The organism is Pseudomaricurvus alkylphenolicus (assembly GCF_011683955.1).
Lineage (GTDB): Bacteria > Pseudomonadota > Gammaproteobacteria > Pseudomonadales > Cellvibrionaceae > Pseudomaricurvus > Pseudomaricurvus alkylphenolicus.
The window spans coordinates 1-26369 of the sequence record NZ_JAAQPI010000008.1; the positions used below are offsets into that span (position 1 = coordinate 1).

At 54.6% G+C, this 26369-nt stretch carries 20 protein-coding genes and 2 rRNA genes; 10 read left to right on the plus strand and 12 right to left on the minus strand.

Translation table 11 applies throughout. The features are described 5' to 3' along the window. Window positions 1–119, plus strand: a 23S ribosomal RNA gene (locus HBA55_RS19420); the annotation flags it as partial. A gap of 148 nt (window positions 120–267) precedes the next feature. After that, window positions 268–383: ribosomal RNA gene (gene rrf / locus HBA55_RS19425) — 5S ribosomal RNA — on the plus strand. 465 nt (window positions 384–848) lie between these two features. Here rrf and HBA55_RS19430 read toward each other — a convergent pair. From HBA55_RS19430 to HBA55_RS19445, 4 genes are all read right to left on the minus strand, one after another. Continuing rightward, a complete protein-coding gene (locus HBA55_RS19430) occupies window positions 849–2735 on the minus strand; it encodes a propionyl-CoA synthetase (protein WP_166994897.1) in 1887 nt (628 codons plus the stop codon). A 124-nt stretch (window positions 2736–2859) separates the two neighbouring features. Then, window positions 2860–4446 carry a DHA2 family efflux MFS transporter permease subunit gene (locus tag HBA55_RS19435; protein ID WP_166994899.1) on the minus strand — a complete coding sequence of 529 codons (1587 nt, stop codon included), beginning with the start codon at window positions 4444–4446 and terminating at the stop codon, window positions 2860–2862. Continuing rightward, window positions 4430–5572, minus strand: a complete 1143-nt coding sequence (locus tag HBA55_RS19440; RefSeq protein WP_166994901.1) for an HlyD family secretion protein — start codon at window positions 5570–5572, stop codon at window positions 4430–4432. Before HBA55_RS19440 ends, HBA55_RS19435 begins: the two co-directional genes overlap by 17 nt. Then, the gene (locus tag HBA55_RS19445; RefSeq protein WP_166994903.1) at window positions 5565–6059 is read right to left on the minus strand and encodes a MarR family winged helix-turn-helix transcriptional regulator; all 495 of its coding nucleotides are present in this window, start codon (window positions 6057–6059) and stop codon (window positions 5565–5567) included. Before HBA55_RS19445 ends, HBA55_RS19440 begins: the two co-directional genes overlap by 8 nt. Before the next feature lie 240 nt (window positions 6060–6299). On the opposite strand from HBA55_RS19445, the gene HBA55_RS19450 reads away from it, so the two are divergent. From HBA55_RS19450 to HBA55_RS19460, 3 genes are all read left to right on the plus strand, one after another. Beyond that, entirely contained in the window at window positions 6300–7655 is a 1356-nt protein-coding gene (locus tag HBA55_RS19450; RefSeq protein ID WP_240946178.1) for an MFS transporter, read from the plus strand. Between the two features lie 208 nt (window positions 7656–7863). Beyond that, window positions 7864–8451, plus strand: coding sequence for a single-stranded DNA-binding protein (gene ssb, locus HBA55_RS19455; protein ID WP_166994906.1), 588 nt, complete (start codon window positions 7864–7866; stop codon window positions 8449–8451). A gap of 64 nt (window positions 8452–8515) precedes the next feature. Then, complete coding sequence (locus tag HBA55_RS19460; RefSeq protein WP_166994908.1) at window positions 8516–9430, plus strand: sugar nucleotide-binding protein; 915 nt, start codon at window positions 8516–8518, stop codon at window positions 9428–9430. A 4-nt stretch (window positions 9431–9434) separates the two neighbouring features. Here HBA55_RS19460 and HBA55_RS19465 read toward each other — a convergent pair whose 3' ends face one another. The 3 genes from HBA55_RS19465 to fabA all read right to left on the minus strand — a co-directional run bounded on the left by HBA55_RS19465 (window position 9435) and on the right by fabA (window position 12202). Further along, a complete protein-coding gene (locus HBA55_RS19465) occupies window positions 9435–10133 on the minus strand; it encodes a LuxR C-terminal-related transcriptional regulator (protein ID WP_166994910.1) in 699 nt (232 codons plus the stop codon). Between the two features lie 295 nt (window positions 10134–10428). Beyond that, window positions 10429–11646 carry a beta-ketoacyl-ACP synthase I gene (gene fabB, locus HBA55_RS19470; RefSeq protein WP_166994912.1) on the minus strand — a complete coding sequence of 406 codons (1218 nt, stop codon included), beginning with the start codon at window positions 11644–11646 and terminating at the stop codon, window positions 10429–10431. 31 nt (window positions 11647–11677) lie between these two features. Continuing rightward, a complete protein-coding gene (gene fabA / locus HBA55_RS19475) occupies window positions 11678–12202 on the minus strand; it encodes a 3-hydroxyacyl-[acyl-carrier-protein] dehydratase FabA (protein ID WP_166994914.1) in 525 nt (174 codons plus the stop codon). 344 nt (window positions 12203–12546) lie between these two features. Between fabA and galU the strand changes: the two genes are divergently transcribed. Beyond that, entirely contained in the window at window positions 12547–13374 is an 828-nt protein-coding gene (galU, locus tag HBA55_RS19480) for a UTP--glucose-1-phosphate uridylyltransferase GalU (RefSeq protein ID WP_166994916.1), read from the plus strand. A gap of 23 nt (window positions 13375–13397) precedes the next feature. Beyond that, complete coding sequence (locus HBA55_RS19485) at window positions 13398–14750, plus strand: phosphohexomutase domain-containing protein (protein WP_166994918.1); 1353 nt, start codon at window positions 13398–13400, stop codon at window positions 14748–14750. Between the two features lie 87 nt (window positions 14751–14837). Here the strand turns inward: HBA55_RS19485 and HBA55_RS19490 are convergent, their stop codons facing one another. Together HBA55_RS19490 and HBA55_RS19495 are read right to left on the minus strand one after the other, a co-directional pair. Beyond that, window positions 14838–15428 (minus strand): hypothetical protein, encoded by a 591-nt coding sequence (locus HBA55_RS19490; RefSeq protein ID WP_166994920.1) that lies wholly within the window; start codon window positions 15426–15428, stop codon window positions 14838–14840. A 293-nt stretch (window positions 15429–15721) separates the two neighbouring features. Next, entirely contained in the window at window positions 15722–18190 is a 2469-nt protein-coding gene (locus HBA55_RS19495) for an alpha-glucosidase (RefSeq protein ID WP_166994922.1), read from the minus strand. A gap of 10 nt (window positions 18191–18200) precedes the next feature. Here HBA55_RS19495 and ggt point away from each other — a divergent pair, with 10 nt between their 5' ends. Further along, window positions 18201–19925, plus strand: coding sequence for a gamma-glutamyltransferase (gene ggt, locus HBA55_RS19500; RefSeq protein ID WP_240946179.1), 1725 nt, complete (start codon window positions 18201–18203; stop codon window positions 19923–19925). Window positions 19926–19931: 6 nt separating this feature from the next. On the opposite strand, the gene HBA55_RS19505 is transcribed toward ggt, so the two are convergent. The 3 genes from HBA55_RS19505 to HBA55_RS19515 form a co-directional block, all read right to left on the minus strand. Beyond that, on the minus strand, window positions 19932–21929 hold the full coding sequence (locus HBA55_RS19505; protein WP_166994926.1) for an HD family phosphohydrolase: 1998 nt from the start codon (window positions 21927–21929) through the stop codon (window positions 19932–19934). 142 nt (window positions 21930–22071) lie between these two features. Then, window positions 22072–22851 (minus strand): substrate-binding periplasmic protein, encoded by a 780-nt coding sequence (locus tag HBA55_RS19510; RefSeq protein ID WP_166994928.1) that lies wholly within the window; start codon window positions 22849–22851, stop codon window positions 22072–22074. 70 nt (window positions 22852–22921) lie between these two features. Beyond that, the gene (locus HBA55_RS19515; RefSeq protein ID WP_166994930.1) at window positions 22922–24184 is read right to left on the minus strand and encodes a 6-phosphofructokinase; all 1263 of its coding nucleotides are present in this window, start codon (window positions 24182–24184) and stop codon (window positions 22922–22924) included. 159 nt (window positions 24185–24343) lie between these two features. On the opposite strand from HBA55_RS19515, the gene mpl reads away from it, so the two are divergent. Beyond that, window positions 24344–25753 (plus strand): UDP-N-acetylmuramate:L-alanyl-gamma-D-glutamyl-meso-diaminopimelate ligase, encoded by a 1410-nt coding sequence (gene mpl, locus HBA55_RS19520; RefSeq protein WP_166995525.1) that lies wholly within the window; start codon window positions 24344–24346, stop codon window positions 25751–25753. Then, complete coding sequence (locus tag HBA55_RS19525; protein WP_166994932.1) at window positions 25746–26360, plus strand: flavin prenyltransferase UbiX; 615 nt, start codon at window positions 25746–25748, stop codon at window positions 26358–26360. Before mpl ends, HBA55_RS19525 begins: the two co-directional genes overlap by 8 nt. The last annotated feature ends 9 nt before the right edge of the window (window positions 26361–26369 follow it).

A 26369-nucleotide genomic window follows, 5' to 3' on the forward strand; every position in this document is an offset into this window, starting at 1 on the left:
TCCCTGGGACTTTGAGTCCCCTGAAGGGCCGTTGAAGACTACGACGTTGATAGGCTGGGTGTGGAAGCGTTGTGAGGCGTTGAGCTAACCAGTACTAATTGCCCGTGAGGCTTGACCATATAACTGATGCAACTGGATGTTGCGGATGGGTAAGCAATCGATAGAATACATACGATCATCAAATAACTTTACTTACCACCACCCTATTTAAGTCAATCAAGGCGCTCTTCAGATAAGAGGTAAGACCTTCGAACTTAAGCCAGTTTGGCTGACGACCATAGAGCTTTTGAACCACCTGATCCCATCCCGAACTCAGAAGTGAAAAGAAGCATCGCCGATGGTAGTGTGGGGTTTCCCCATGTGAGAGTAGGTCATCGTCAGCCTCCAAACAAAATCCCTCGGCACGAAGTGTCGGGGGATTTTTTTTTGGATACTAGGATCTAGTCTCTACTACAAAAGGGCCCATGTGACCTCCCCTGTATCGCAGGTACGGGGAGGGGGCGCCGAAGGGCGTCGCGAATCGATTGGAAGCGAAGCTTTCAACCCACTGTAGGTCATCGCCCGTGGTGTTCAAAAGTATACTATCCCGATCGTGGCGCACAGCCATGGGGGAGGCCCCTCCAGGACATGCACAAGTACATGGCCCAGGCCACCCTCTCTTCGAGCTGCGCTCGAATTCACCTTGTCCCTGTAGCTCTGCTGCGGCATCCATGCCGCAGACGGTCCTGGATGGGCCTCCCACACGTCTGTCCTTCAGTCCACAATCGGGTGTTTAAACCAAAGACAAACAAAAAGGGCGAGGTATTTCTACCTCGCCCTTTTGCATTCGTAGGTCCTACCGCCAAATGCTAAGCAAACGAAACTGCTTTTAGCACCCCTTCAAGTTCGGTGAGACTTGCAGGATCATCAATAGTGGAAGGAATCACATACTCTTCACCATTGGCAATCTGGCGCAGTGCTTTGCGGAGGATTTTACCAGAACGGGTTTTGGGCAGACGTTTGACCACCATTGCTGTTCTAAAGCTCGCTACCGCACCGATTTGATCTCGTACACTCTGGATCAATTCATGGCTGAGGTTCACTTCCTCAATGTCGACGTTGTCTTTCAGTACAACCAGACCAATAGGCTGTTGTCCCTTCAGCTCACAGTTAGCCCCGATAACGGCACATTCTGCAACCGCAGGATGGGCTGCCAGAACCTCCTCCATTTCGCCAGTGGAAAGACGATGCCCGGCGACATTAATCACATCGTCGGTACGCCCCATGATAAAGACATAGCCGTCTTCATCCTTGTAGCCTCCGTCACCGGACACGTAGTAGCCATCGAAGGTGCTCAAGTAGCTCTCCTTGAATCGCTCGATATCGCCCCAGACGGTTGGCAGACAGGCGGGTGGTAGCGGCAGTTTGATGGCAACGTGACCCTGCTCGTTAGGGCCCAGCTCAGTGCCGTCGTCAGAAAGGATTTGCACATCGAAGCCCGGGCTGGGTAACGTAGCGGATCCGGCTTTGCAGGGCTTGGGGTCCACACCCATCAGGTTACTGCAAATCCCCCAACCGGTTTCAGTTTGCCACCAGTGGTCAATAACGGGTCGGCCCAGAAGCTGTCTCACCCAATCGTAGGTGGGTGGGTCCAGGCGTTCACCCGCCATAAAGACAGTCTCAAGGGCGGAGAGGTCATAGTTACTGGCAGCAGTGCCCTCGGGATCTTCTTTCTTGATGGCACGGAATGCTGTCGGAGCGGCAAATAGTGCTTTTACTTTGTAATCCGCACAAACGCGCCAAAAGGCGCCGGCATCCGGAGTTTTAACTGGTTTGCCCTCATACAACACGGTGGACAGGCCACTGAGTAAAGGGGCGTAAACAATATAAGAGTGACCCACGACCCATCCGACGTCTGAAGCGGCCCAGAAAACTTCGCCTGGATTCATATCGTAGATCGCTTTCATTGAATAACGCATTGCCACTGCGTGACCGCCATTGTCCCGAACGACGCCTTTGGGTTTACCGGTGGTGCCAGACGTATAAAGGATATAAAGGGGGTCGGTAGCCTTTACGGCAATACAGTCAACCGCCTGGGCCTCTGAAGTGGCTTGCTCCCAGTCCAGATCTCTGTCTCCCTGCATGTCTGCCTGGGCTTGTTCGCGCTGGTAGACAATACAGCGTTCGGGTTTGTGGGCGGACAGTTCAATCGCCTTGTCCAGTAGCGGCTTGTATTCAATAACACGACTGATCTCAATGCCACAGGACGCGGACACAACCACCTTTGGTTCAGCATCCTCAATGCGCACGGCCAGTTCGTTGGCCGCAAAGCCTCCAAATACCACCGAGTGGACAGCGCCCAGGCGCGCGCAAGCCAGCATAGCGACAACAGCCTGCGGGATCATGGGCATGTAGATAAGGACCCGATCGCCTTTCGTCACCCCCTGCTGCTGCAGGGCACCGGCAAATACGGCGACCGTATCGGTGAGCGTCTGATAGCTCCAGGATTCCTGCGTGCCGGTGACTGGAGAATCGTAGTAGATGGCCACCTGATCACCCCGACCGGCTTTCACGTGGGCATCCAGTGCCATATGGCAGGTATTCATCTCACCATCCACAAACCAGCGGTCGATACCGTTTTCGTCCTTTTCCAGCACCTGGGTGGGGAATTGGAACCAGTCCAGTTGTTCGGCTTTGGTTAGCCAGAACTTTTCCGGTTGCTCGATGGAAGCCTGATATTCTTGTTCGTAAGTCATGCACGCCCTCCTGTTGCGCGATCTTGCAGACGCAGTGCGCTAGTTATTAAGTCTGTTTCTGAGACTAGCACCAATCAGAGCGTAGATAACTTCGACATTAGTCGCAGGCCGTCGCTGGTGTGTTCTAACGCTTGATGTGGCGCAGCATAAAACTCGGGATGATGGCGGCCAGAACCGCTATGCCCGCTATCAGAAAGGTATCCTGAAAACCCAATGACAGCGCCTGGCGATAGAGCTCCCGGCTCAGAATCCAGGCTGCGAGGGGCTCTTGCAGGGCTTGCTCGACCCCGGAATCGTGCAGTGCCGGGGTCAGTTGAGTCAGCATGCTGGTGGTCTGGGGGTTGGCAGCGTGCTGGGTGCTGGTAATGTAATCCATATGGTAGCTGGTGCTTCTGTCGAGATAGACCGAGGTCAAATTCACGCCCAGAGCACCGCCCATTTGCCGGATAAAGTTGCTGGTGGCGGAGGCTTGTGTGAGTTGATGTTGTGGCAGGGTGGAAAACGCCGCCACACTGAGAGCGGGCATTGCCATCGCCATCCCCACCCGGCTCAGCACCAGCCACCAGCAGATTAGTACAAATCCGGTAAATTGATCGGCCTGTACCATAACCCCGGTGCCGTACGCCATTAGCAACATGCCACTGATTAGCATCCAGTGCGGGGGCAGTCGGTCGCTCAGGCGTCCACTGATCGGGAAGGCAATAGTGAGTAACAGGCCCGCTGGCAGCATCGCCAGACCGGCTTTCGTGGCCGTCAGGCCCTGTATGGATTGCAGGAACAGAGGCACAATGTACATGCCGCTGAAGAGCGCCCCCCCAAACAGCGCTGACACATAGGCGGCAAGCCGGAAGTTACGATCCTTAAAGAGGGACAAATCCATCAATGGAGAGGCACTGCGTTGCTGCTGGTAGACAAATCCGAGACCAGCGATGGTTGCGACGGTCAGGCAAAATACGACCAGATCGGAGTTCCAGCCATACTTCTGACCATTGCTGAGACCCACCAGGAAGTGAATAATGCAGACAGACAGCCACCCAATTCCCACCCAGTCCAGATTCTGCTTCGGACTGTCTGCATCGCGACCGGGTAGGTACAGTAGTGCCAAAGGCAGGCTCAGCAATGCCATGGGCAAGGGGATATAGAAGACTGAGCGCCAACCGAGGGCATCTACCGCAAGTCCGCCAATGTAGGGTCCAATCGCTGGTCCCATGACCGCCAGAATACCGAAAATACCCATGCCCGTGCCCTGTTTGTCAGGTGGAAAAATACGAGCCATCAGATACATTGCCAGGGGCAGGAAAAACCCGTAACAGAATCCCTGCAGTGCCCGCGCCAGTATCAACAATTCATTGGTGTTGCTCATACCGGCGAGCAGGGAGGTAAGGATAAAAAAGAGGGTGGCACTGAAGAAGGTATTCTGAACACCAAAACGGGTGAGACACCAGGACGACATCAACATACTGACGGTGGAGCTGGCGAGATAGCCTGTGGACAACCACTGGGCCTCGTTCTGTCCTATGCCAAAGGAGCCCATGATTTCCGGGATGGCCACGTTCACAATCGTAGACATCAGCAGAACAGAAAAAGTACCCAGCCCGATGGTGGCCACAGCCAGCCAGCGGTAACCCTCGCCGTAGCGTTCAAACAATGATTGTACCGAAGGCTGGGAGGTATCGGCGCTTTTTGGCGGGGTCTTAGCTGCGGGTGTCAATAATCACCTCAACCATCATGCCCGGTTTTAACAGATCCTGCTGCTGATCAATCGACAGCTTGATTCTCAACCGCTGAGTGACTTTGGTGAAATTGCCACTGGGGTTGGGGTTGGGCAAAAGTGCAAATTCGCTGGTGGTGGCATGGTCAATGCTCGTGACCGATGCCTGAAACTCAAGATCGGGGTAAGCGTCCACACTGATCGATGCCTTCATGCCCGGACGCACGTGACGCAGCTCAGTTTCACGAATGTTGGCGTTGATCCATATATCCCTTGGGTTATGCAGCATCACCAGCCTGCGCCCCGGCGAGATAAACTCGCTGGCATGACCAAAGGTTTTGTCCACCACAGCATCAATCGGGCTGCGCAGTTGCCGGTCGTTGACATCCAGCCCCAATTGTTGCCTTTTGACTTTCAGGCGCTCCAGATCCTGCTGCATGATGGCGATTTTCCTCTCCAGCAGTTCTACGGAGATCATCTGCGCCTTGACCTTGCGCAGCTCTGACGTTTGCTGTTGCAGTTCAGACTTGGCCTGTTCGTGATTTTCCAGGGCTTGGGTCAGCTTGAGCTGATCCTCTTCCCACTGCCGCTTCGATACCAATTGCTTTTGAAGTAGCTGGTTGGTGCGACTGAAATTGCTCTGAGCCAGCTGCAGGGAAGATTCGGCTTTGTTGGCATTGGATCTGGCGCTGGCCAATCGGGCTTGTTGAGAAATCAGTCGGCTGGCCTGCTCTTCGCTGACCATGTTGCGTTCGCTGCGGGCACGCTCAATCTCCGCCGCTTTGGTCAGCACTTGAATGTCGACTTCCTGTATTGCCAGCTTGGCGGCGCGGTCGTCTATCTGCACGAGCAGGTCGCCGGCTTTGACCTGGCTGCCGCTGCCGACGGCGAAGCGTTCAATCCAGCCCGAACGGTTACTGCTGATCACAATCACATTACTGGCGATGCGAGCATCGTTGATCACCACCGTGTGGCTGCGGTGATAAACCCAGAGGCTGATTGAAAAGGTCGCCACCAACAGTAGGGTCCACTTCAGGTTGTCTCTGTGTAGACTCCGGCCATGCTCGGTATCCCGAAACAGAAAGGGAAAGAGGAAGTGGAGGAGCTTGTATGCAGTTTTAGCCACGGGGCGGCTCCTTTGGCGTTGAATCGGGCTGATCACCCAGAGGGGCGCGCAAGTCCTTGAGGTTATTGCGGATCTGGGCAAGCAGGCGATACAGGTCAGCTTGTTCTTCCGAACTGATGCCCCTGAAGGATTCTTCAGTGAGAGCGAGAGCCGTATCGTTGATCATTGGTAGCAGAGGTTCTGTGGCCGGGGTCAGGAACACGCGTTTGACACGGCGGTCTGTTGGATCCTGGCGCCTTTCCACCAGGCCGGCATCTTCCAGCTTGTCGATCAGGGTGCCTGTGGGGGCCTTTTCCATGAGCAGGCGATCGGCCAGTTCGGACTGCGTCAGGCCGTCCTTCATTTTCATGATCGCAATCATGCGCCACTGGGCACGGGTCAGGCAGATGCCCTCCGCCTTTAGCTGGCGATAGAAGCAGGTGCTGAACATTCTCTGGATGTCGGCCATCAGGCTGGCGAAATTCAATTCAACGGGTGGGGCACTCATCAGTCCAGCCATTTAATAATGTTAGTGAAGGTAATGTATGTTACTACTTTTCGGGTGTTGTGGAATAGGCCGTTTAGACCAATTCGGCGTCAAAGACCAAACTAACGCTGACTGCACAGTCGCAGAGGCTGCTGCCAGGGATTGAGGCGTCAATTAAAGGCGGCAGCAGCCTGGGTTTGGGAGATTCCTCCAAAAAAGGGTAAAATCGCCGTCCTTTTGCCGATCAATGAGTAATCCAGTTTGAACCCCAATGCTGCGACCTTTGAGCGCCGAGCCGTTCTTTCCCTGGCCAGTCTCTACGCCTTTCGAATGCTGGGCTTGTTTATGGTGCTTCCCGTGTTGGCGCTTTATGGCACCGAATATGAGGGCAGTACCCCTCTTCTGCTGGGGCTTGCTTTGGGGGCCTATGGTTTTACCCAGGCGATTCTGCAGATTCCCTTCGGTATGCTGTCGGATCGATGGGGCCGCAAACCGGTCATTGCGCTGGGATTGATTATCTTCGCGATAGGCTCTGCTGTGGCTGCTTATGCCGACACTATTTACGAGCTGATCCTAGGACGCTGCCTGCAGGGCGGCGGGGCGATTGCCAGTGCGATTATGGCGCTGGTTGCAGATTTGACCAGCGAGGAGGGCAGGACCAAAGCCATGGCGACCATTGGCGCCTCTATTGGCTTGTCTTTCTCCGTGGCACTGGTGCTTGGCCCGGCGTTGGTGGCGATCGGCGGCATGTCTTTGATTTTTTCCAGCACGGTTCTGTTGGCCCTCCTGGGCCTGGTTGTACTGGTGAAAGTAATTCCCACTCCCAGCGTTAGCGGTGTCCGGCACCGGGAGGCCGGGGCCGTACCTGAATTGCTATTGCAGACCCTCTTCAATCGTGAGTTGATTCGGCTCAACCTTGGAGTCTTTGTGTTGCACGCGGTCTTGATGGCTGCGTTTCTGGTGATGCCTGGAATTCTGGAACAGCAGCTGGGCATTGAGGGCACTAACCACTGGATGGTGTACCTGCCCTTGCTGGTACTGGCGTTTGCCACAATGATTCCGTTTATTATCGTGGCGGAGAAAAAACGACGGATCAAACCGGTATTCCTCGGGGCAATCGCTCTGTTGGGGCTGGCAACGCTGGCGATGTGGCACTGGCATCAAGGCAGTCTGTTTTTGCTTATGCTGTTCCTGTATTTTGTCGCCTTTAACCTGCTGGAGGCCACATTGCCTTCGTTGATGAGTAAGGTGGCTCCAGCTGGCGGCAAGGGTACCGCCTCGGGTGTCTATGCCACCTGCCAGTTCCTGGGAGCATTCCTCGGAGGAGTTGGAGGCGGATGGCTGTTGCAGGATTATGGGGTTGGAGGTGTATTTGCGGGAGCTGTCGGCCTGATTCTGTGTTGGTTGCTGTTTGCGTTTTCCATGGCGACTCCGCGTTTTCTGACCGGGGTGCAGATACCTCTGGGAGGTCAGGACATTGAACAGGTCAGGGGCCGACTCGCCGCTCTCCCCGGGGTCGAGGAAGTGGTCCTGATCGCGGAAGAGAAAACCGCTTACCTTAAAGTGGATCCTAACCTGTTTAGCCGCGAAGGCGTTCAAGACCTGGAGTTGGAATAAACCCCAATTTTGGTACTTTTTTCGGCTGGTTGTTCGTCCGGCGCTGGTGTAAGCTCGGTCCCCTGGCTGGTTTAAAATCCAGGTCTTTTGGCCGTATTCAGGCGACAGGCTACGGTAATTTACGGCAAGTTACGAATAGAATTGATCATATCAGCGGCTCTGCGCCCAAGAGGCAGAGTCAGCTGCAGACTATTAGGAGAAAAGGGTTATGGCGCGAGGCGTGAACAAAGTCATCCTGGTTGGCAATGTCGGTCAGGATCCGGAAATGAAGTATATGCCCAGCGGCAATGCCGTGACCAATCTGAGTGTCGCCACTTCGGAGAGCTGGAAAGACAAGCAGACCGGCCAACAGCAGGAGCGGACCGAGTGGCACCGGGTGGTGTTTTTCAATCGTCTGGGAGAAATTGCCGGGGAATATCTGCGCAAGGGCTCCAAGGTATATATCGAGGGGTCTCTGCGCACGCGTAAGTGGCAGGATCAAAGTGGTCAGGACCGCTACACCACTGAGATTGTCGCCAGTGAAATGCAGATGCTGGATAGCCGTGCCGACAGCGGTATGAATCAAGGCTATGGCCAACAGGCCAACCCGGGAATGGCGCCTCAGCAACCGGCGGCCATGCCCAATCAACCGATGGCTCCCCAGCAACCCGCGCCGATGGCTCCTCAGGCAGCCTCGGCACAGCCAATGACACAGCAGCCTCCCGCTCATCAGCCCCAACAGCCTCCCCAGCAGCCTCAAAGCGCCCCTCAGCCCGCTCCGGGCTTTGACAGTTTTGATGACGACATCCCATTTTAAGGGGTTGGCGGAATTGGTCGGATACACCGACCGGATATACCAAACACGGAGCAGATAGTTTTTAGTGGCCAGCAAGTTGTTGATTACTGATGCCTTCAACCCGATTGGGCAAGTCATCCACAGTGCATTTGAACAGGGCAGTCATTCCGTATTGACGCCCACCTCTCTCGACTGGAATCGTCCGGAAGATCTGCAGACCATCATTGAAGATCAGGGTGTGTCTGTAGTGATCAATACGGCCGGCTGGAGTGAACATCCAGACGTGGGGCAACAGTTGGAACTAGTGAGTGCCGCCCGTGCTGTGGCCAAAGCCTGTGCTGCAACGAACTGCGTGGCCATTCATTTGTCCTGCTATCGGGTCTTTGGTGGAGAAAACAAATCCTCCTACGACGAGCAGGATACTCCGCTCCCATTAGGTCCCGCAGGCAGGGCCTTTCTCGAGGCTGAGCGGGCTTTCGAGGCAAGTCTTGAGCACTACATATTACTTCGTGTCAGCTGGGTGCTGGATATTATCGGGGAGTCCGTATTTCGGCGTTTGCTGCAGGATCTGGTCACCGAAGGTCCCACTCTGGAAGTCACCCATCAGCGCCGAGGTTCTCCGATCAGCAGTCAGGAAATATCCAAAGTTATTTCAGCCATGGTAAACCAGGTGCTCTGTGGTGCTGACAACTGGGGTGTTTTTCATCTGGCTTCCGGCGATCCCTGTTCTTCAGCGGAATTTACAGAAGCGGTGGCAGAAATTCTGGATCGCGAAGGTGCACTGACCAGGCAATGGCGGGTAGAGTCTCTGACAGACGAAGAGTTGGCGGCGCAGGGCGAACCCGATAGTGCGGCGCTCACTGTGCGCCGCTGTCGTGACAACTTTGGTTATCAGGTCCGTAGTTGGCGCCAGGGTTTGACCAGTCTTATTCGCAATTGGCTGGAGACGCAGGACATCTCCCGCGGTGAAAGCCGAGATGTCAACCTGGAGGCGCACTAGAGTTCTAAGCGCTCTCCGTAAATGTACCGATATTCTTCAGCCGGTAGCTTGCTGCAGACTCGGCCAGCGTGTGCTGGTAGTTTCGCATCCAGTTGCCGGCTTCCAATCGGGACCTTACGCCCAACTTTTTATAAGCGGTGTATAAGTGGCTTTTAACCGTGTGCTCGCTCAGCGCAAGCTGGTGTGCGATTGCCTGATTACTGTGCCCAGCATAGAGCCCTTCCAGAACCTGATGTTCCCTTCGTGTTAAGTGGATTGGTGGCAGTAAAAAGCTGCTGTGCTTGGGAGGGTGTCGGCGTCGATTAAACAGCGGTTGCCATAGCTTTCGTGGCAGCTTCAGTTCACCCGATATGACTCGCTGCAGCCCGTCACCGAGCTCCGAAAGGCTGATGCCTTTATAAAAGATGCCTTGTAAGCTGGGCCACTCCACCAGCCGCTCGTGCAAACTTCCTTCACTGGTGTTGATCAAGCAAAATAAACGACCACATTTTCTCGACTGGAGATGCTGTAAGTTGAGATGTATTTTTTGTGCAGAGAGTTCCTGGCAGTCGTAGAGCACCAGGCTGTTGGGTGGCATCTGTTGCAGATTGGATCGGAGTTCGCAGCCAAGGTTCAGGCGCTTGGGAAGCTCCAGGGTGAGAATGGTGTTCTCTACGCTGCGAACGGGAGAGCAGAGCGCGAGTTTACGTATGGTGTTTTTCATCGTTATTCATCCTTGAAATTTGAGAGATGCCATTAACCAATCTGGCGGTCTGGTTGCGGCTTCAAGCATCCATTGCATTGCCGCAACCCCTAAAATGAAGAATAGTGGGATTCGGATGAAGAAATCAAGCTCTGTCTGTAATCTCATAATCCCCAATAGATTAAAGTGTGCGGGGATTGAACAAGCTTCAGACTTTATTGGGAAAGAGAGTGGTGGCCGGAGGGGTGGTCAGAGTAATGCAGTGCGCTCACCACCATCAGAGAGCGCGCCTGCATAACAGCACATTGAGTCGTTGTCAGTCGCCGTAGCGTTCAAACACCAAACTGGCATTGGTGCCGCCAAAACCGAAGCTGTTCGACATGACTCGGTTGAGGGTCACATCATCGCGGCGCTCTGTGACAATGTCCATTGCCGCTGCCTTCTCGTCCAGTTCTTCCACGTTGGCGGATGCGCAGATAAAGTCATTTTCCATCATCAGCAGGCTGTAAATAGCTTCCTGAACGCCGGTCGCCCCCAGGGAGTGGCCAGTGAGGGACTTGGTGGAACTGATGGCGGGAGACTTGTCGCCGAAGACTTCGGTAATCGCCTTCAGTTCAGCAACATCACCCACAGGAGTGCTGGTGCCATGAGCGTTGATGTAATCCAATTCACCCTCGATGTCTTGCAGCGCCTGACGCATGCATCGAGCAGCGCCTTCGCCGGACGGGGCAACCATATCGTAGCCGTCTGATGTGGCGCCGTAGCCGACCACTTCAGCGTAGATCTTGGCTCCACGAGCTTTGGCGTGTTCCAGTTCTTCAAGAACCAGGCAGCCACCACCACCGGCGATAACAAAGCCATCTCGGTTGGCGTCATAGGCTCGAGAGGCCTTCTCAGGCGTGTCGTTATATTTGGTCGACAGTGCACCCATGGCGTCGAATAAAGAGGTGAGGGTCCAGTGTTCTTCCTCGCCGCCACCGGCAAAGACGACGTCCTGTTTGCCCAGCTGGATAAGCTCCATGGCATTGCCCACGCAGTGGGCGCTGGTCGCACAAGCGGACGAAATGCTGTAGTTCACGCCCTTGATTTTGAATGGGGTGGCCAGACAGGCCGAAACCGTACTGCCCATGGTTTGCGTAACGCGGTAGGGGCCGACACGTTTGATACCTTTTTCACGCAGGATGTCAGCGGATTCCACCAGATTTTCTGAGGAGGCGCCGCCAGAGCCCATAATGATACCGGCACGCTCATTGGATACCTGGTCGTCGCTCAGGCCGGAGTCTTCAATAGCCTGCTTCATGGCTATATAGGCATAGGCAGCAGCGTTGCCCATGAAACGAAGGGTTTTACGGTCAATATGCTCCTTGAGATCTATATCGACACTGCCCGCCAAGTGGCTGCGGAAACCCATATCTTTGTAGGTTTCCTGGAATTTGATACCGGAGCGACCCTCCTTCAGGGCATCCAGCACAGTATTCTTGTCATTGCCCAGGCAGGAAACGATACCCATACCTGTCACTACAACGCGTTTCATAAGCTACCTCGAAGGTGTCGTTATTTGGGGATCAGAAGTTATCAGTGCTCTGGAACAGGCCTACACGCAAGTCCTTGGCGGTGTAGATCTCACGGCCGTCGACGCTGACACTGCCATCGGCAATACCCATCACCAGTTTGCGCTCGATCACTCGCTTGAGGTTAATCCGATAGGTAACCTTTTTCGCCGTCGGCAGAATCTGGCCTGTGAACTTCACTTCGCCGGCGCCGAGGGCGCGGCCCTTGCCTTTATTGCCCTTCCAGGCCAGGAAGAAGCCGACCAGCTGCCACATAGCATCAAGGCCCAGGCAGCCAGGCATAACCGGGTCACCCGGGAAGTGGCAATCAAAGAACCACAGATCGGGTCTGATATCCAGCTCCGCTACGATTTCACCCTTGTCAAATTCACCTCCCTCTGCACTGATGTGGCTGATTCTGTCCAGCATCAACATATTGGGTACCGGCAGCTGGGCATTGCCCTCGCCAAACATACGACCATGGCCGCATTCCAGTAATTCATCACGATTATAGGTGTTCTTTCTAGTGGTTAAATCCATAGGGGTGGCTCTGACTGACTCTAACTTCGGGCGGTTTCTTCGACCGACCCACAAAGGGAGCCCATTCTACCGGTTGCGGGGGGCATGTCCAGACTGGGCCTCCATCTTTGATGGGGTATAACGGCCAAACTGGGCTCTCCATATCGTCAGTATGGCAGAAATGGTCAGAAATGGTTGCGAAGCACACCTGTTTGGCCGGGAAATTGCTAACTTAAATATGCAATTAATGGTTTTAACCCGGAGTGGCTGATACTCCGGTGGTGCATTGCAATATTGCTGTAGTATCCTGCGGTGATTCTGCATAGAAGCATGAATACACAGAAAAATATCAAGGAAACCTCGATATGATCAAAAAATGTCTTTTCCCTGTTGCCGGCTACGGCACTCGCTTTCTCCCGGCTACCAAGGCCATGCCCAAGGAAATGCTGCCAATTGTCAATAAACCTCTGGTGCAGTACGGGGTGGAAGAGGCGATCGAGGCCGGACTGGTGGATATCGGTATGGTGACGGGCCGCGGCAAAAGGGCGATTGCCGATCACTTTGATATGAACTACGAGCTTGAGCACCAAATCTCCGGTAGCAGCAAAGAGCAGTATCTGGAATCCATTCGCAGTGTGATGGGCAATGCCCATTTTTCCTTTACCCGCCAGGTGGAAATGCGTGGGCTGGGTGATGCCATCCTCAATGGGCGCCGCTTGATTGGTGATGAGCCATTTGGTGTGGTGCTGTCCGATGATCTGTGTCTGTGCGAAGACGACGGAGTGATGTCGCAAATGGTGCAACTTTACAAGCAGTTCCGCTGCAGCATTGTTGCTATTCAGGAAGTGCCTGACGAGCTGATCCACAAGTTTGGGGTCATCAAGGGAGAGCAAATGAAAGACGGCATCTATTCGGTGACCGACATGGTTGAAAAGCCCAGTTTGGAAGAGGCTCCCAGTAATCTGGCAATCATTGGTCGCTATATCCTGACGCCGGACATCTTTTCCATCATCGAGAATACCCCACCGGGTAAAAACGGGGAAGTTCAGTTGACCGATGCTCTGCTGGCCCAGGCCAAGAACGGATGTGTGCTGGCCTACAAATTTAAAGGCCGTCGATTTGATTGCGGCAGCGTAGAGGGGTTTGTGGAGGCCACTAACTACGTCTACGAAAACATTTACAAACCGGAATAATTTACGCCACTTAAGGAAGCTCCATGAGCCAATCCCTGACCTGTTTTAAGGCATATGACATACGTGGGCGACTGCCCGATGAACTTAACGAAGATGTGGCCTACCGCGTAGGTCGCGCATATGCGCAATTTCTGCAGCCCAAGCGGGTAGTGGTTGGACATGATATCCGTCTGACCAGTGCAGATCTGACAACAGCCCTTGCCAACGGTCTACTGGATGCCGGTGTGGATGTGATCCACATTGGTCAATGCGGCACCGAGGAGGTTTATTTTGCCACCTTTCATCTGGGAGTGGACGGCGGTATCTGTGTAACGGCCAGTCACAATCCCAAGGACTACAACGGTATGAAGCTGGTGCGCGAGGGTTCTCGCCCCATCAGTGGCGATACGGGTTTGAATGAAATCAAACGTTTGGCCGAGGAGAATCAGTTCGGACCTGTAGGGCAGCGGGGAACGCTGATTCAGCAGGATACTCGTCCGGCCTTTGTTGAGCATTTGCTGGGCTATGTTGATCGAGATGCACTCAAGCCCCTGAAGGTGGTGGTCAATGCCGGCAATGGCGGCGCGGGTCTGGCTTTGGATGCCCTGGAGTCTCATCTCCCCTTCGAGCTGGTCAAGGTCCATCACCAGCCGGACGGCAATTTCCCCAATGGCGTACCCAATCCCCTGCTGGAGGAGAACCGAGGATCGACGATGGAGGCGATCAAGGCGTCTGGCGCGGATTTGGGGTTGGCTTGGGACGGTGATTTTGACCGCTGTTTCTTCTTTGATGCCAGTGGTCGTTTTATCGAAGGCTATTACTTGGTAGGTTTGCTGGCCGAAACCTTTTTGCTGAAGAATCCGGGGGCCAAAATCGTGCATGACCCGCGCCTGACCTGGAATACCCGGGCATTGGTGGCAAAGATGGGGGGTGAAGCGATTATGAGCAAAACCGGGCACGCCTTTATCAAGGAGCGTATGCGTTCCGAAGATGCCGTTTACGGTGGGGAAATGAGCGCACATCACTATTTCCGTGATTTTGCTTACTGCGATAGCGGCATGATTCCCTGGCTGCTGGTGACAGAATTGATGTGCCACAGTGGCAAATCTCTGGCCCAATTGGTGGATGAGTGTATGGCGGCTTATCCATGCAGCGGCGAAATCAACAGCAAGATCGAGGATCCTCAGGCGGCACTAAAAGCCGTCGAGCAACATTACTCGGATGCTGGGGCGGAACTGGACTATACAGATGGGCTCAGTATGAGCTTTGACAGCTGGCGTTTTAATCTGCGTATGTCCAATACTGAGCCGGTGGTGCGCCTGAATGTGGAAACCCGAGGAGATCAGGCATTGATGGAGGCCAAAAGGGACGAGCTCTTGGGGCTGTTAAGAGGTTGAGCCTGCACCTGGCAAAATAAAAAAGGCCGCTTAAGCGGCCTTTTTTGGGCTGGCCTGTGATGAGCAGGCCAGAGTTTATGCGCAGTTTTAGTGGCCTGCAGCGGTCGCCGGCAGATCACCCAGGCCGGCAAACACTGAGGAGGCGACCATGGCTTCATCGTAGCCGGCGCCAACCGCCATATCCTGTACCGCAGCGGCCAACATCGGGCGCTCGGCAACAACAGCCATGATCAGGTCATTAGCTGTGTCGGCATCTTTACCGTCCAAAACCTGGTCTAATTCGGCCAGCATTTGCATGTCGCTGACGCCATTAATGGTTTCGCTGGCACTGGCCAATGCAATGCTGACCTCGGCACTGGCAACGCTGGCAGCCAGCATATTGATGGCTTCCTGACCCTGGCCAAAGCGAATGGCATCGCCCGCATCTGCCAAGGCGATGCTCAGCTCGGCGCCGGCAATGCTGGCGGCCAGCATATTAACGGCCGCCTGGGCCTGTACGCCGCGAATGGCATGTTCAGCCTCTACCACGGAAAGTGTGAGCTCAGCGCTGGCAACACTGGCGTTCAGTGCATTGAGGGCGTCCTGTGCATCGTTCTTGGACTCGGCTTGGGCGCCTGCAAAGGGAAGTGCTAGGCCCAATCCCAGGGCTATCAGGGGGGTCTTGATGAACTTTTTCATACTTTCCACTCTTTGAACCGGATTATTCTGATTTAGCTATGCTTCAAATTCTGTAAGTTGGCCCAGTCTAATCGCAGGGCGAAAATGTTGCAATACGCGCCAACTGTTTATTTTGTCTACATTCTAATCATTATGCCTGAATTGAATAATTGCACCAGTCAATTGGCTCGTTCTGTGACAGGGTTCCAGAAAAAGTGTGACTGGGTTGGCGGTAGAGGTCTTGCGCGACCGAAATGCCAGTGATATTGGCGACATCGTGTCTTGAAACTCAAATTTGAGTGTGTATATCGCCTTCAGGGGGAGGCAGGTGCTGACGGCCATTGCTCCAACATACCCGCATCACGCAATGATGGAACAATCAGCTGCGAGCTGGCGTCGTTATCGAGGAGAAATACCGGTGGCTGACCCATTTCGGGTGTTCTCCTCAGGGTGACTGCCTGGTCGTAGACGCTGATGGATTCACCGCTCCACAGGTCAATCCAGGTGCCGGGTGGCAGGAATACACGCCTTGATACTTTCTCGTTACGAGGGGTCAGCATCGGCGCAACCATGATGCTGTCACCGAGCATAAACTGCAGTTCGTGGGGAGCCATTTGTTCAAAAACCGTCTGCTCCGGAAAATGCAGCAGAGGATGACGCACCAGTGGCCAGCCGCGAACGCTGGCTTCATCGATTAGGGTGCGGCGGTAGGGGAACAGAGCTTTGTGCAGTTGAGCAAATTTCGCGAAATGATCGCGCACTTCCTGGTCATAAACCTGTACGTTGATACCTGGAGACAGGCCCTCGTGGCTGCGAAAAACAGGCGTGAAGGCACTGACCTCAATCCATCGTTTCAGCAGGTTGCTTCTGCGATGTAGCGAAAACGCCGGAGAAGGTATACCGTTTGCACCGGGGATGCTTCGCTCGACAAACTCGTCAGGCATCACCCACGCCGCCAGTTGCGGAATTTGCTGGCGAATGGAAGTGTAGCCACCAATGTCCGCGTGATTTAACGTCATTCCACTGAGGCCGCTGTTGATAAGGCCAACCACTGCGCTCTGTAAGCCGTCGTGTATATCCCAGCTAGTGTTTTGGTCACCGAGCCAGAAAAGGGGAGTGATTGCGGGGCTGCGAGTGAAACCGGAGCGCATAAAGAACACGGCGTCTCCGCGCAAACCCAGTTCGCGCACAACCTCTGCATTAAGCCGCGCCCATTCCTGGGGGAACTGGTTGTGGAAAGAGAGAGCATCCTGACCACTGTGAAGCTCCACATCTGTCGGAAAGGCTTCACCAAAATCCGCCATCCAGCCGGAAAACTGATTGACGCTCACTTGTTCCTTGATGACGGACTTAAGCCAGTTAAAGGCTTTAGGGTTGCTTAAATCCACCAGCGAGGCACTAAAGTCGGTGTTCTTGACTTGATAAATGTCGCCTTGGGCATCGCGTATAAGGAATCCCTGGGATTTGGCTTCCTGGTATAGGTTTCTTTGTCTGCTGAGGTGCTCCGAGGTGTCCACCAAAAAAGGGTTGAAGTAGCCCATAATGCGAACGCCGTCTCGGTTGAGGCGGTTGACCATGTTGTGCCAGTCCGGATAGAGATCCTGATCCCGTTCCCAGTGCCACCACAGCTGGCGCCCATGGCCGTTCAGCGTGATGCGTTGTCCCACCCAGTCCTGGATCCACAGGGCGCTGATAGGGGTGTTGGCGGCTTTTAGTTGATCGTAAATCTCCATGACTCGTTGACCGCCACCCTGCAGGGCAACCACTGCTCCATTGTGAATCCACTCCGGCAATCTTCGCATCGGACCATTGATACGGGCATTGCTGGTAATGCAGTCGAGCAGTCGTTCGCAACTGGTGAAGCGCAACCTGAGCACCGGTGAGTATGCATGGATTTGTGTATTGTCAGGTTGCAGGAAGTCGAACTCGGAAAACTCAGGGTTTTCCAGGGCAATGCTGTAGCGGTGGCTGCTAAGGAATTGAGGCAGGGGCATATAGCTGCTCAGCTCGTGACCGGCTGCGCCCTGTGCCTGGCTGTTTACCAAAGTCGAAAGGGGTTCACGGCCGCGACCAACCCCCTGTTCCTGTACCCATACGGGAACCCGCTCAGACTTGAAGTTGAGTCGGCTGGTCTGGGCGCCAAAGCCCATTATTATTTCGTCCGATGGTGCGGAAAAGCCTAGGCTCAAATGGTTGAACTGCGGATTGGAAGTGGACGCAATTATTCTCAATCCGTCCTGATTGACCGATATCCGTATCGCAAAACGCAGCGCGCTGCACTCGCCCGGGCTGTCGAAATTTCCGGCAATGAGAAGCGAATGGCGTTGGGATTCCGCTTTGTCGATGAGGGGCTGAGTGCAGGTTTCATGAACCGTGATCTGATGTTGGTATGAGCCGTGGGACTCTGTGAATCGCAAATCAGTTCGATGTGCCTGCAGCAGTTGATTCATGGAGCTGTTCCAGATCAATATTCCCCGCTGGTGATCATATACTGAGAACTGACTGTCACTGACCTGAACCCGATAGCGGTCACTATCGAACGCGGCCGACATTGTAGCGAGAGAGTGCTCTTCACAACCTGACAGAGCAAGCCCGGCAAGAACCGTCAATACCCGCAAAACGCCGCTGGCGATCGACAGTGAGGGCATTTTGTCAAGACAGTGCGCTGAGTCTTTAGTGGGGCTCACCAATGCGAAATCCGTTGAAAGTGCTAACATGGCCGGGTTAATACGAACCATGGCATTAACCGGGGAGACGATCAACCGGATCTTGCCTGATTGCATGGGGAAATATATGCAAAACAATGTGATGAAAGCGTGCGTGTTCTGGCTTTGCTGGATGCTGGCCAATTGGACTCTTGCAGACACGGCACCCATTATCCGCTATGACAGCATTCACCATCCGCTGATTGGTGAGCAGGGCATGGTGGTTTCACAGCATCATCTTGCCTCGCAGGTCGGTGCGGAAATCCTGGAGCAGGGAGGCAATGCGGTGGACGCTGCGGTCGCTGTTGGCTTCTCTCTGGCGGTGGTGCTGCCAAGGGCCGGAAACCTCGGAGGCGGCGGATTTATGCTGGTCCACCTGGCCGAAGAAAACAAAACCCTGGCACTGGACTATCGCGAGATGGCCCCTGCTGCCGCGCATCGGGATATGTTCCTCAATGCCGAGGGCGCAGTGGATAAAAACCGCGTTCGTTTCAGCCATTCTGCCGCCGGTGTTCCGGGAACCGTTGCCGGTCTGGTGCATGCTCAACAGCGCTATGGCAAGTTGAAATTGAAGCAGGTCATGGCACCTGCCATCAAACTTGCCGACAAAGGGTTTGCAGTCACACATGATCTCGCGGACAAGCTGGCGGCGTACAAACACCTCAAACGCAATCCGGCGACGCTGAAAGCCTATTACAAGCCCGATGGCAACAGCTATGCCGCAGGGGAGGTGCTACGGCAAAAAGATTTGGCTTGGTCATTACGACAAATCCAGCGATATGGAGAGAGCGCTTTTTACCGGGGCAAAATCGCTGACAAAATCGTTGCGGAAATGGAGCGTGCGGGTGGCCTGATCACCCGTGAAGATCTTCTGGCCTACCGCGTGGTGGAGCGTCAACCGGTGGCGGGGAATTATCGCGGTTTGGGGGTGGTCTCAATGCCGCCGCCCAGCTCCGGCGGTGTACATCTATTACAGATGCTCAATACGCTGGAAACCTTCCCCATGGAAGAGGCCGGTGTCGGCAGCAGCCGTTCCATCCATTGGATGGTCGAGGCCATGAAGTGGGCCTACGCAGACCGCAGCAAATATCTGGGAGACCCCGACTTTGTGGACGTACCGGTCAAGGAGCTGATTGCCAAGGGTTATGGTCAGGCCATTGCCAGGCGCATTCATGGGGATCGGGCCACACCCTCTGCGCAAATTTCTCCGGGCCTTAAGGGGTCGGACGAAAGTCGTGATACTACGCATTACTCTGTTATGGACGCCGATGGCAATGCGGTCTCAAATACTTACACCTTGAATTTCTCCTTTGGTTCAGGGATCACCGTGCCGGGTACCGGGATCTTGCTCAACAATGAAATGGACGATTTCTCCGCCAAGCCGGGTGCGCCCAATGCCTACGGGCTAATAGGCGCCGAAGCCAACAGTATACAGCCGAAAAAACGCCCTTTGAGCTCTATGACCCCTACGATGGTGTTCAAGGATGGCAAACCGTTCCTGGTCACTGGGAGTCCTGGCGGGAGTCGTATCATAACCACAGTCTTACAGGTGTTGGTCAACGTTATGGACCACGGATTGAACGTGGCTGAGGCAGTGCATACGCCGCGGTTTCATCACCAGTGGCAACCCGACAAACTGTTTATGGAGCCGGGATTCAGTGTCGATACTCAGACGTTATTGACGCAAAAAGGACATGAAGTGCAGCGGGTACGCACTATGGGGAGCGCTCAATCGATTCTCTGGCAGAACGGCCTGTTTTATGGGGCGGCGGATCCGCGGCGACCCGATTCCGGTGCCGTGGCACCGAAGTAGCGAGGTCTAATGCTTGTGGTCCAGATGCAAATCGTAGTCACAAACGTGATGTTGGTATTCTGATGCGGGTGCCGGAGGGGTAAAGCCATATCGTTTCCCCTCCACGGCCAGGAAGCATTGGGCTTCGATAAACACTCGTACCACCTGTGAGTCCAGCATTCCGTCTTTGGCCTCAAATTCAAGAATGGACAGTGCTCGCTCTCTGGGCATGGCGGGTTTGTAGGGGCGGTCAGAGGCCGTCAGCGCATCGTAGATGTCACACACAGTCATGATGCGGGACTGGAAAGGAATCTGCTCGGCGGGTAATTGATTGGGATAACCCTTGCCATCCAGTTTTTCGTGGTGAGCACCGGCGATTAAGGGTACATGTTTGAGCGAATCTGTCCATGGAATCAACCGCAGGAAATCGATGGTGTGATTCACATGTGACTCGATTTCCTTGCGTTCTGCGGTACTGAGGCTGCCCTTGGGGATGCTGAGTGCCTGGAACTCTTCTTCGCTGATCAGCCCCCGCAGATTGCCATGACAGTCTTGAACCAGATGAGCCTTGATACGTTCGAGGTGTTCAAATGTGCCTTCGGCCAGCATGGTAGGTTCGTTGGCGGTCAGAATGGCTTCCAGATATTCATCCAGCTGACCACACTCAGTATCCCGCTCGCGTTCAATCTGACTGCGCAGCTCCGGTGTCAGACCATGTTTGGAGATGGCCAGGTTTAACAGCTGTTCCAATGACTGATTGTGGAGTTTGGATTTCGCCAGTGCCACCCGATAGCGCAGCATCTCGCAGCCCGCGGTCGAGAGCTTTTTGGCTTTGGTGAGTACATGCTCCCGCACGCCGACTTTGCCAAAATCATGGAGCAATGCGGCAAAGCGCAGCTCGCGAATCTGTTCCTCCCGAAAGCGAATGTGTTTGAATTCACCAGAAGCGTCAAAGCTGGCCGCCACCGACTCGCACAAGTCTGCCACTCGGAAAGAATGACCACTGGTGGTTGGGTCCCTTTGTTCGATCGCGAACACTGACGCCTGCACAAAACCGTCAAACAGGTTATGGACATCATTGAGCAGGCGTCGATTCTCAATCGCGACGGCGGCCTGGCTGGCCAGCGCCTGCAACAGGGACAAGGCCTCCTGATCAAACGGGTAGACCATGGATTCTGTCAGGGCCGGGATGGTTAATTTGCTGTCGGCTTCGCGTTTACGATTGATAAATTCCAGCACACCTACGATTTTCTGTTGCTGGTCGATCATGGGCAGCACCGCCATATTTACGGTGCGATAGCCCATGGCCAGATCAAAAGAGCGGTTAAACTGATAGGGCAGATCGTCATCCAGTGTATAAGCGTCATCGATTTTCAGGGTTTCCCCGGTAATGGCGCTATAGCCGGCAATCGAGGATTTATCCATCGGCATCCGATGTTCTTTGAAGGGGACGTCAATGGAGGCGTTGCGTGTAAGCTTAAACAACAGGCTGGCGGGTTCTTCACTGTGGTCAATTAAGAATAGTGAGGCAGCGTCGCAATCCAGCAGGCGCTGCCCTTCAGCAAGTATTTTTTCCAGTAATTGTTCAAGATCCGATTCGCCGGAAAGTGCTATGCCTACTTCGACCAATCGCTCCAGTCCCTCGCCTTTATTCTTCAGCTGTCGGTTGAGAGATGCATTTTGTTGTCTCAGACGGGTGTGTTCGGCGGCAAATCCAATGGCTTTCAGGGTCAGTTGGGGATCGGCGCCCCGCGGCAGCACTATGGTTTGTTTGTGGTTCTGCTCAGCAACTTCGCCGCCGCAGAGGGATTCTGGCAACACCAGTGTGCAGGGTAACTCGGACCAGCTGGCCAGCGAGTGGTGTTGGAGCAAATGGTGGTCCAGCAGGATCACCTCAGCGCGGTGTTGCTCCCATTGGTCCGGGGAGGTGATGGTAATACCGGCGATATGGGGGTGCCCGAGTTCCAGTAACGATGTAATCGCAAACTCGTGGCTGTGCGCCAGGGTGATCGCGTGTGCGTCCATAGGCGTCCTCTCGACAGGTGTGACCATGTGTATCCACTTTGCGCGCCGCAGGGCCCGAGGTCAATGGTCCCGGTGTGATGCCGGCCGCAATCCGCTCTCATCATAGCGGTATTTGGCGTTTAATGGCACATCGGCACAAAAGCTAGTAGAGATGCGGGCGCAGAAACTTCACTCGCTCCCAGTTCAGATCATGCCGACGGTAGATATCATGAACTTCGCCGTTGCTGATTAAGGCCTCCAACCCTTCATCGTAAAGCTCACTGAGGGCGTGACCGGATGCCTTGTTCTGAAATAGGGGGTAGAGATTACGCACCAAAATCACCTCTCGACGAAACTTCAGTTCCCGAGCTCCCGGCCGCATCATGGCGATACGGACATCGTCAAGGTCATCGATAAAGGCATCCAGCTTGCCTGAACTCACCATGCGGATTCCCTTCCAGCTGCTGTCGACGGTATCGAAGGTGTGTTGGCGCAAGTCCAGATATTGGTGGTAATCGTAGCCTTCGACCCAGGCCAGGCGCATCCCGGCGTCAGCAAGCAGCTCTTCCCAGTGGTAGGAACTCTTGTGCGGCATGAGGACCACGACATACTCGGTATCAATAGGAAAGAAGGGCGCGGTCAGCAATTTGGCCTGGATGGAAGCGTCCTGCTGCAGGTGGCGGGGATGCCACTCGGCCAACATAAGGTCGATGTTGCCGCGGTAGAGTGACCCCAGTGCCTCATCAATACCCATGCTGCTGGGCTCAATGCGGTAACCGTGGGGCTCATATATGCGCTTTAGCAAATCGAAGTAGGCACCGCCGCCTCCAGCCTCACTCTTTGTTGGCCAGTCGAAGGCGCCCACCTTCAGGATTTTGTCGTCTGCTACAGAGGTGCAACACAGCAGCCAGAAGAAAAAAATAGTGAAAGTAAGCGGGCGCATGGAGGCCTTCCGTCTAACAGGTTTTCCCCATTATAGACGAAACGCATATCACCATGCCCATGGTGTGGAATTACACCCGAAAATTCTTTTTCAGCTTCTTTTCCGCCATCACTTTTTTCAAGCGTGCGTATTGCGGAATGCCGTTCTTATAAGGAGGGTAGTCTTCACCCTGGATCAGAGGTTCAAAGTAAGCCCGGCCTTTTTCGGTAATACCAAATCCGTCTCGGGAGATATAGTCGCGGGGCATCATCTTCTCGACGTTGGCGATCTGTTCAAGCGGTGCTTCTTCGATGCTCCAGCTGTAGCGTTTACCTTTACCCCGAACAATCGCGGGCATAACTGCGTTCTTGCCCGCCAGCGCCATTTCCACGGCGGCCTGGCCAACGGCGTAGGCCTGTTCCACGTCGGTGCCGGAGGCAATATGGCGAGCCGCTCTCTGTAGATAATCCGCGAGTGCCCAGTGGTACTTGTAGCCCAGCTCGCTCTTGATCATGTTGGCAAGTGTGGGCGCCACGCCACCCAGTTGAGTGTGGCCGAAGGCGTCTACACTGCCGGAGTCTGCCAGGAAGCGTCCGTCTTTGTACCGAGCACCCTCGGATGCCACTATGGCGCAGAAGCCGTGTTTGCGAACGGTGGATTTCACCTTGCGGAGAAACTTCTCCTGGTTAAAGGCCACTTCCGGGAACAGAATAATGTGTGGCGCTTCGCCTTCACTCTCCGCGGCCAGGCCACCGGCGCCGGCAATCCAGCCTGCATGACGTCCCATCACCTCGAGGATAAACACCTTGGTAGAGCTGTCGCACATGGACGCTACATCCATAGCCGCTTCTTTGATGGATACCGCCACATACTTTGCTACCGAACCAAAGCCCGGGCAGTTATCCGTCAAGGGCAGATCATTATCCACAGTCTTGGGCACGTGAATAGCCTGGATGGGGTAACCCATAGTTTCTGACAGCTGGGAGATTTTCAGGCAGGTGTCGGCAGAGTCGCCGCCGCCGTTGTAGAAAAAGTAACCAATGTTGTGGGCTTTAAACACTTCGATCAGGCGTTCATACTCGGCTCGGTTTTGCTCCAGGCTCTTGAGCTTATAGCGGCAGGACCCAAACGCGCCAGAAGGTGTGTGTTTCAGTGCGGCGATTGTTTTGGCGCTTTCTTTACTAGTGTCGATCAGCTCCTCGCGCAGGGCACCGACAATGCCATTGTGGCCGGCGAATACTTTGCCGATGTGCTTCTTGTGTTGCCGGGCGGTTTCGATGACGCCACAAGCCGAGGCATTAATCACAGCGGTGACGCCACCGGATTGGGCGTAAAACGCATTCTTTTTGGCCATTGGATGGAAAACCTTGTCTCGTAAAAGGCGCGCATCATACGCCAGTCTGGTCGAAAATTCACCGCTTCGGTGAAGAAAGTTGCCCTGCAGCGCTCTGCAATAGCGGGCTTCTCCCCGGCCGTGATAAGCTGGAGCCAAATCCAGTCATTGTTCTTCTCTATGCACATTCATATTCTTGGGATCTGCGGCACCTTTATGGGCAGTCTGGCCCAGCTGGCCAAGTCCCTGGGTCACAGGGTCACAGGCTCTGATGCCAATGTTTATCCTCCCATGAGCACTCAACTGCAGGCGGCGGGGATCGACCTTATTGAGGGCTTCGACGTTGCCCAATTAAAGCCGCAACCGGATCTGGTGGTAATCGGCAATGCCATGAGTCGCGGCAACCCTGTGGTGGAGGAAGTCCTGGACCGTGGGCTGGCCTATACTTCGGGGCCTCAGTGGCTGTGTGATTATCTGCTGCAGGATAAATGGGTATTGGCGGTGTCCGGTACCCACGGTAAAACCACGACGGCCAGTATGCTGACCTGGGTGCTGGAATTTGCGGACATGGAACCCGGTTATCTGATTGGAGGCGTTCCCAAAAACTTCGACACCTCGGCGCGTCTGGGTGGCAGCCCGTTCTTTGTGGTAGAAGCCGATGAATACGACAGTGCATTTTTCGATAAACGCTCGAAGTTTGTGCATTACCGACCGCGCACCCTGATCATCAATAATATGGAGTATGATCACGCAGATATATTTCCCGATCTTGCGGCCATTCAAACGCAATTTCATCACGTGGTGCGGACGGTGCCCGGCAACGGCCTGGTTGTCTGTCCCCAAGGCGATAAAGCGATTGCAGCAACACTGGAGCGAGGCTGTTGGACACCCCAGGAAACCCTCGGCATTGAGGGACAATGCGCCCAGGACACCACTTGGCAGGCACGGCTCAGCAGCGACGATGGTTCGGGATTTGAAATCCTGCATCGGGGACAATCTGCCGGGGAAGTGAGCTGGGGGCACACCGGCCTCCATAATGTCTGTAACGCACTGGCGGCAGTAGCGGCAGCTCGCAACGTGGGGGTGATTCCGGAGCTGTCGGTGCAGGCGCTTTGCGCCTTTGAAGGTGTGAAGCGGAGGATGGAATGTCTCGGTTCGGTGGGCGGTATTAAGGTATACGATGATTTTGCCCATCATCCCACTGCCATCGCCACCACTCTGGAGGGGTTGCGGGCAAAGGTGGGCGAAGAACCTATCCTGGCCTTGATTGAACCAAGGTCCAATACCATGCGGATGGGCATTCATCGAGAAACCCTGGCTCAGTCTACGGCAGCAGCGGATCAGGTGATCTGGTATCAACCTCCCGGTGTCAATTGGGATCTTGGCTACTTGCAAGAACAGTCCCCCGTGCCCGCTCAGGTTCTGGGCGATATGGAGCAGCTGCTAAGCGCTTGCCTTGGGTCGAGCGATCGAGGGAGCGAGAGTGTCGCCCATATCGTTATCATGTCCAATGGCGGTTTTGGAGGAGTACACCAAAAACTGCTGCAGGCGTTAAGAAGCCGAGCCGATAAAGGGGCACATCATGGCTGAATTTCCGCATACCATTTCTCTGGCCATTACGGGTGCTTCCGGAGCCCAGTATGGTTTGCGGCTGCTGCAGTGTTTGTTGGCGGCCGATTGCCGAGTCTACCTGATGATTTCCCGGGCGGCTGAGGTAGTGATTGCTACTGAGACTCATATGACGCTGCCGGAAGAGTTGGAAGATCAACAGGCCATGCTGGAGGCGACCTACGGTGCACAACCCGGGCAGCTGACCCTGTTGGGGCGGGAGGACTGGTTTTCCCCGGTGGCCTCGGGCTCCAGTTCACCGGCAAAAATGGTGATCTGCCCGGCAAGCGGTGGGACGCTCTCGGCAATCAGCTGCGGAGCCAGCAATAACCTGATCGAACGAGCGGCTGATGTGGCTCTGAAGGAGCGGCGCCCGCTGATCCTGGTACCACGTGAGGCACCCTATTCTGAAATTCATCTGGAGAATATGCTCAAATTAACTCGTCTGGGCGCGGTGGTCATCCCGGCCAGTCCCGGCTTTTACCACCAGCCGCGAACCATCGAAGACTTGGTGGATTTCGTGGTGGGCAGGATTCTGGATCAGTGCCAAATACCCCAGGACATCATGCCCCGCTGGGGAGAAGAATGAGCGCGTGAC

Excerpts from the sequence above, each read along its gene's own strand:
- HBA55_RS19430 (WP_166994897.1), bottom strand. The coding sequence starts at position 2,735 with ATGACTTACGAACAAGAATATCAGGCTTCCATCGAGCAACCGGAAAAG.
- fabB (WP_166994912.1), bottom strand. The coding sequence starts at position 11,646 with ATGAAACGCGTTGTAGTGACAGGTATGGGTATCGTTTCCTGCCTGGGC.
- HBA55_RS19465 (WP_166994910.1), bottom strand. The coding sequence starts at position 10,133 with ATGAAAAACACCATACGTAAACTCGCGCTCTGCTCTCCCGTTCGCAGC.
- HBA55_RS19505 (WP_166994926.1), bottom strand. The coding sequence starts at position 21,929 with ATGGACGCACACGCGATCACCCTGGCGCACAGCCACGAGTTTGCGATT.
- HBA55_RS19495 (WP_166994922.1), bottom strand. The coding sequence starts at position 18,190 with ATGCAATCAGGCAAGATCCGGTTGATCGTCTCCCCGGTTAATGCCATG.
- HBA55_RS19490 (WP_166994920.1), bottom strand. The coding sequence starts at position 15,428 with ATGAAAAAGTTCATCAAGACCCCCCTGATAGCCCTGGGATTGGGCCTA.
- HBA55_RS19515 (WP_166994930.1), bottom strand. The coding sequence starts at position 24,184 with ATGGCCAAAAAGAATGCGTTTTACGCCCAATCCGGTGGCGTCACCGCT.
- HBA55_RS19445 (WP_166994903.1), bottom strand. The coding sequence starts at position 6,059 with ATGAGTGCCCCACCCGTTGAATTGAATTTCGCCAGCCTGATGGCCGAC.
- ssb (WP_166994906.1), top strand. The coding sequence starts at position 7,864 with ATGGCGCGAGGCGTGAACAAAGTCATCCTGGTTGGCAATGTCGGTCAG.
- fabA (WP_166994914.1), bottom strand. The coding sequence starts at position 12,202 with ATGGATTTAACCACTAGAAAGAACACCTATAATCGTGATGAATTACTG.
- HBA55_RS19510 (WP_166994928.1), bottom strand. The coding sequence starts at position 22,851 with ATGCGCCCGCTTACTTTCACTATTTTTTTCTTCTGGCTGCTGTGTTGC.
- mpl (WP_166995525.1), top strand. The coding sequence starts at position 24,344 with ATGCACATTCATATTCTTGGGATCTGCGGCACCTTTATGGGCAGTCTG.
- HBA55_RS19485 (WP_166994918.1), top strand. The coding sequence starts at position 13,398 with ATGAGCCAATCCCTGACCTGTTTTAAGGCATATGACATACGTGGGCGA.
- ggt (WP_240946179.1), top strand. The coding sequence starts at position 18,201 with ATGCAAAACAATGTGATGAAAGCGTGCGTGTTCTGGCTTTGCTGGATG.
- HBA55_RS19525 (WP_166994932.1), top strand. The coding sequence starts at position 25,746 with ATGGCTGAATTTCCGCATACCATTTCTCTGGCCATTACGGGTGCTTCC.
- galU (WP_166994916.1), top strand. The coding sequence starts at position 12,547 with ATGATCAAAAAATGTCTTTTCCCTGTTGCCGGCTACGGCACTCGCTTT.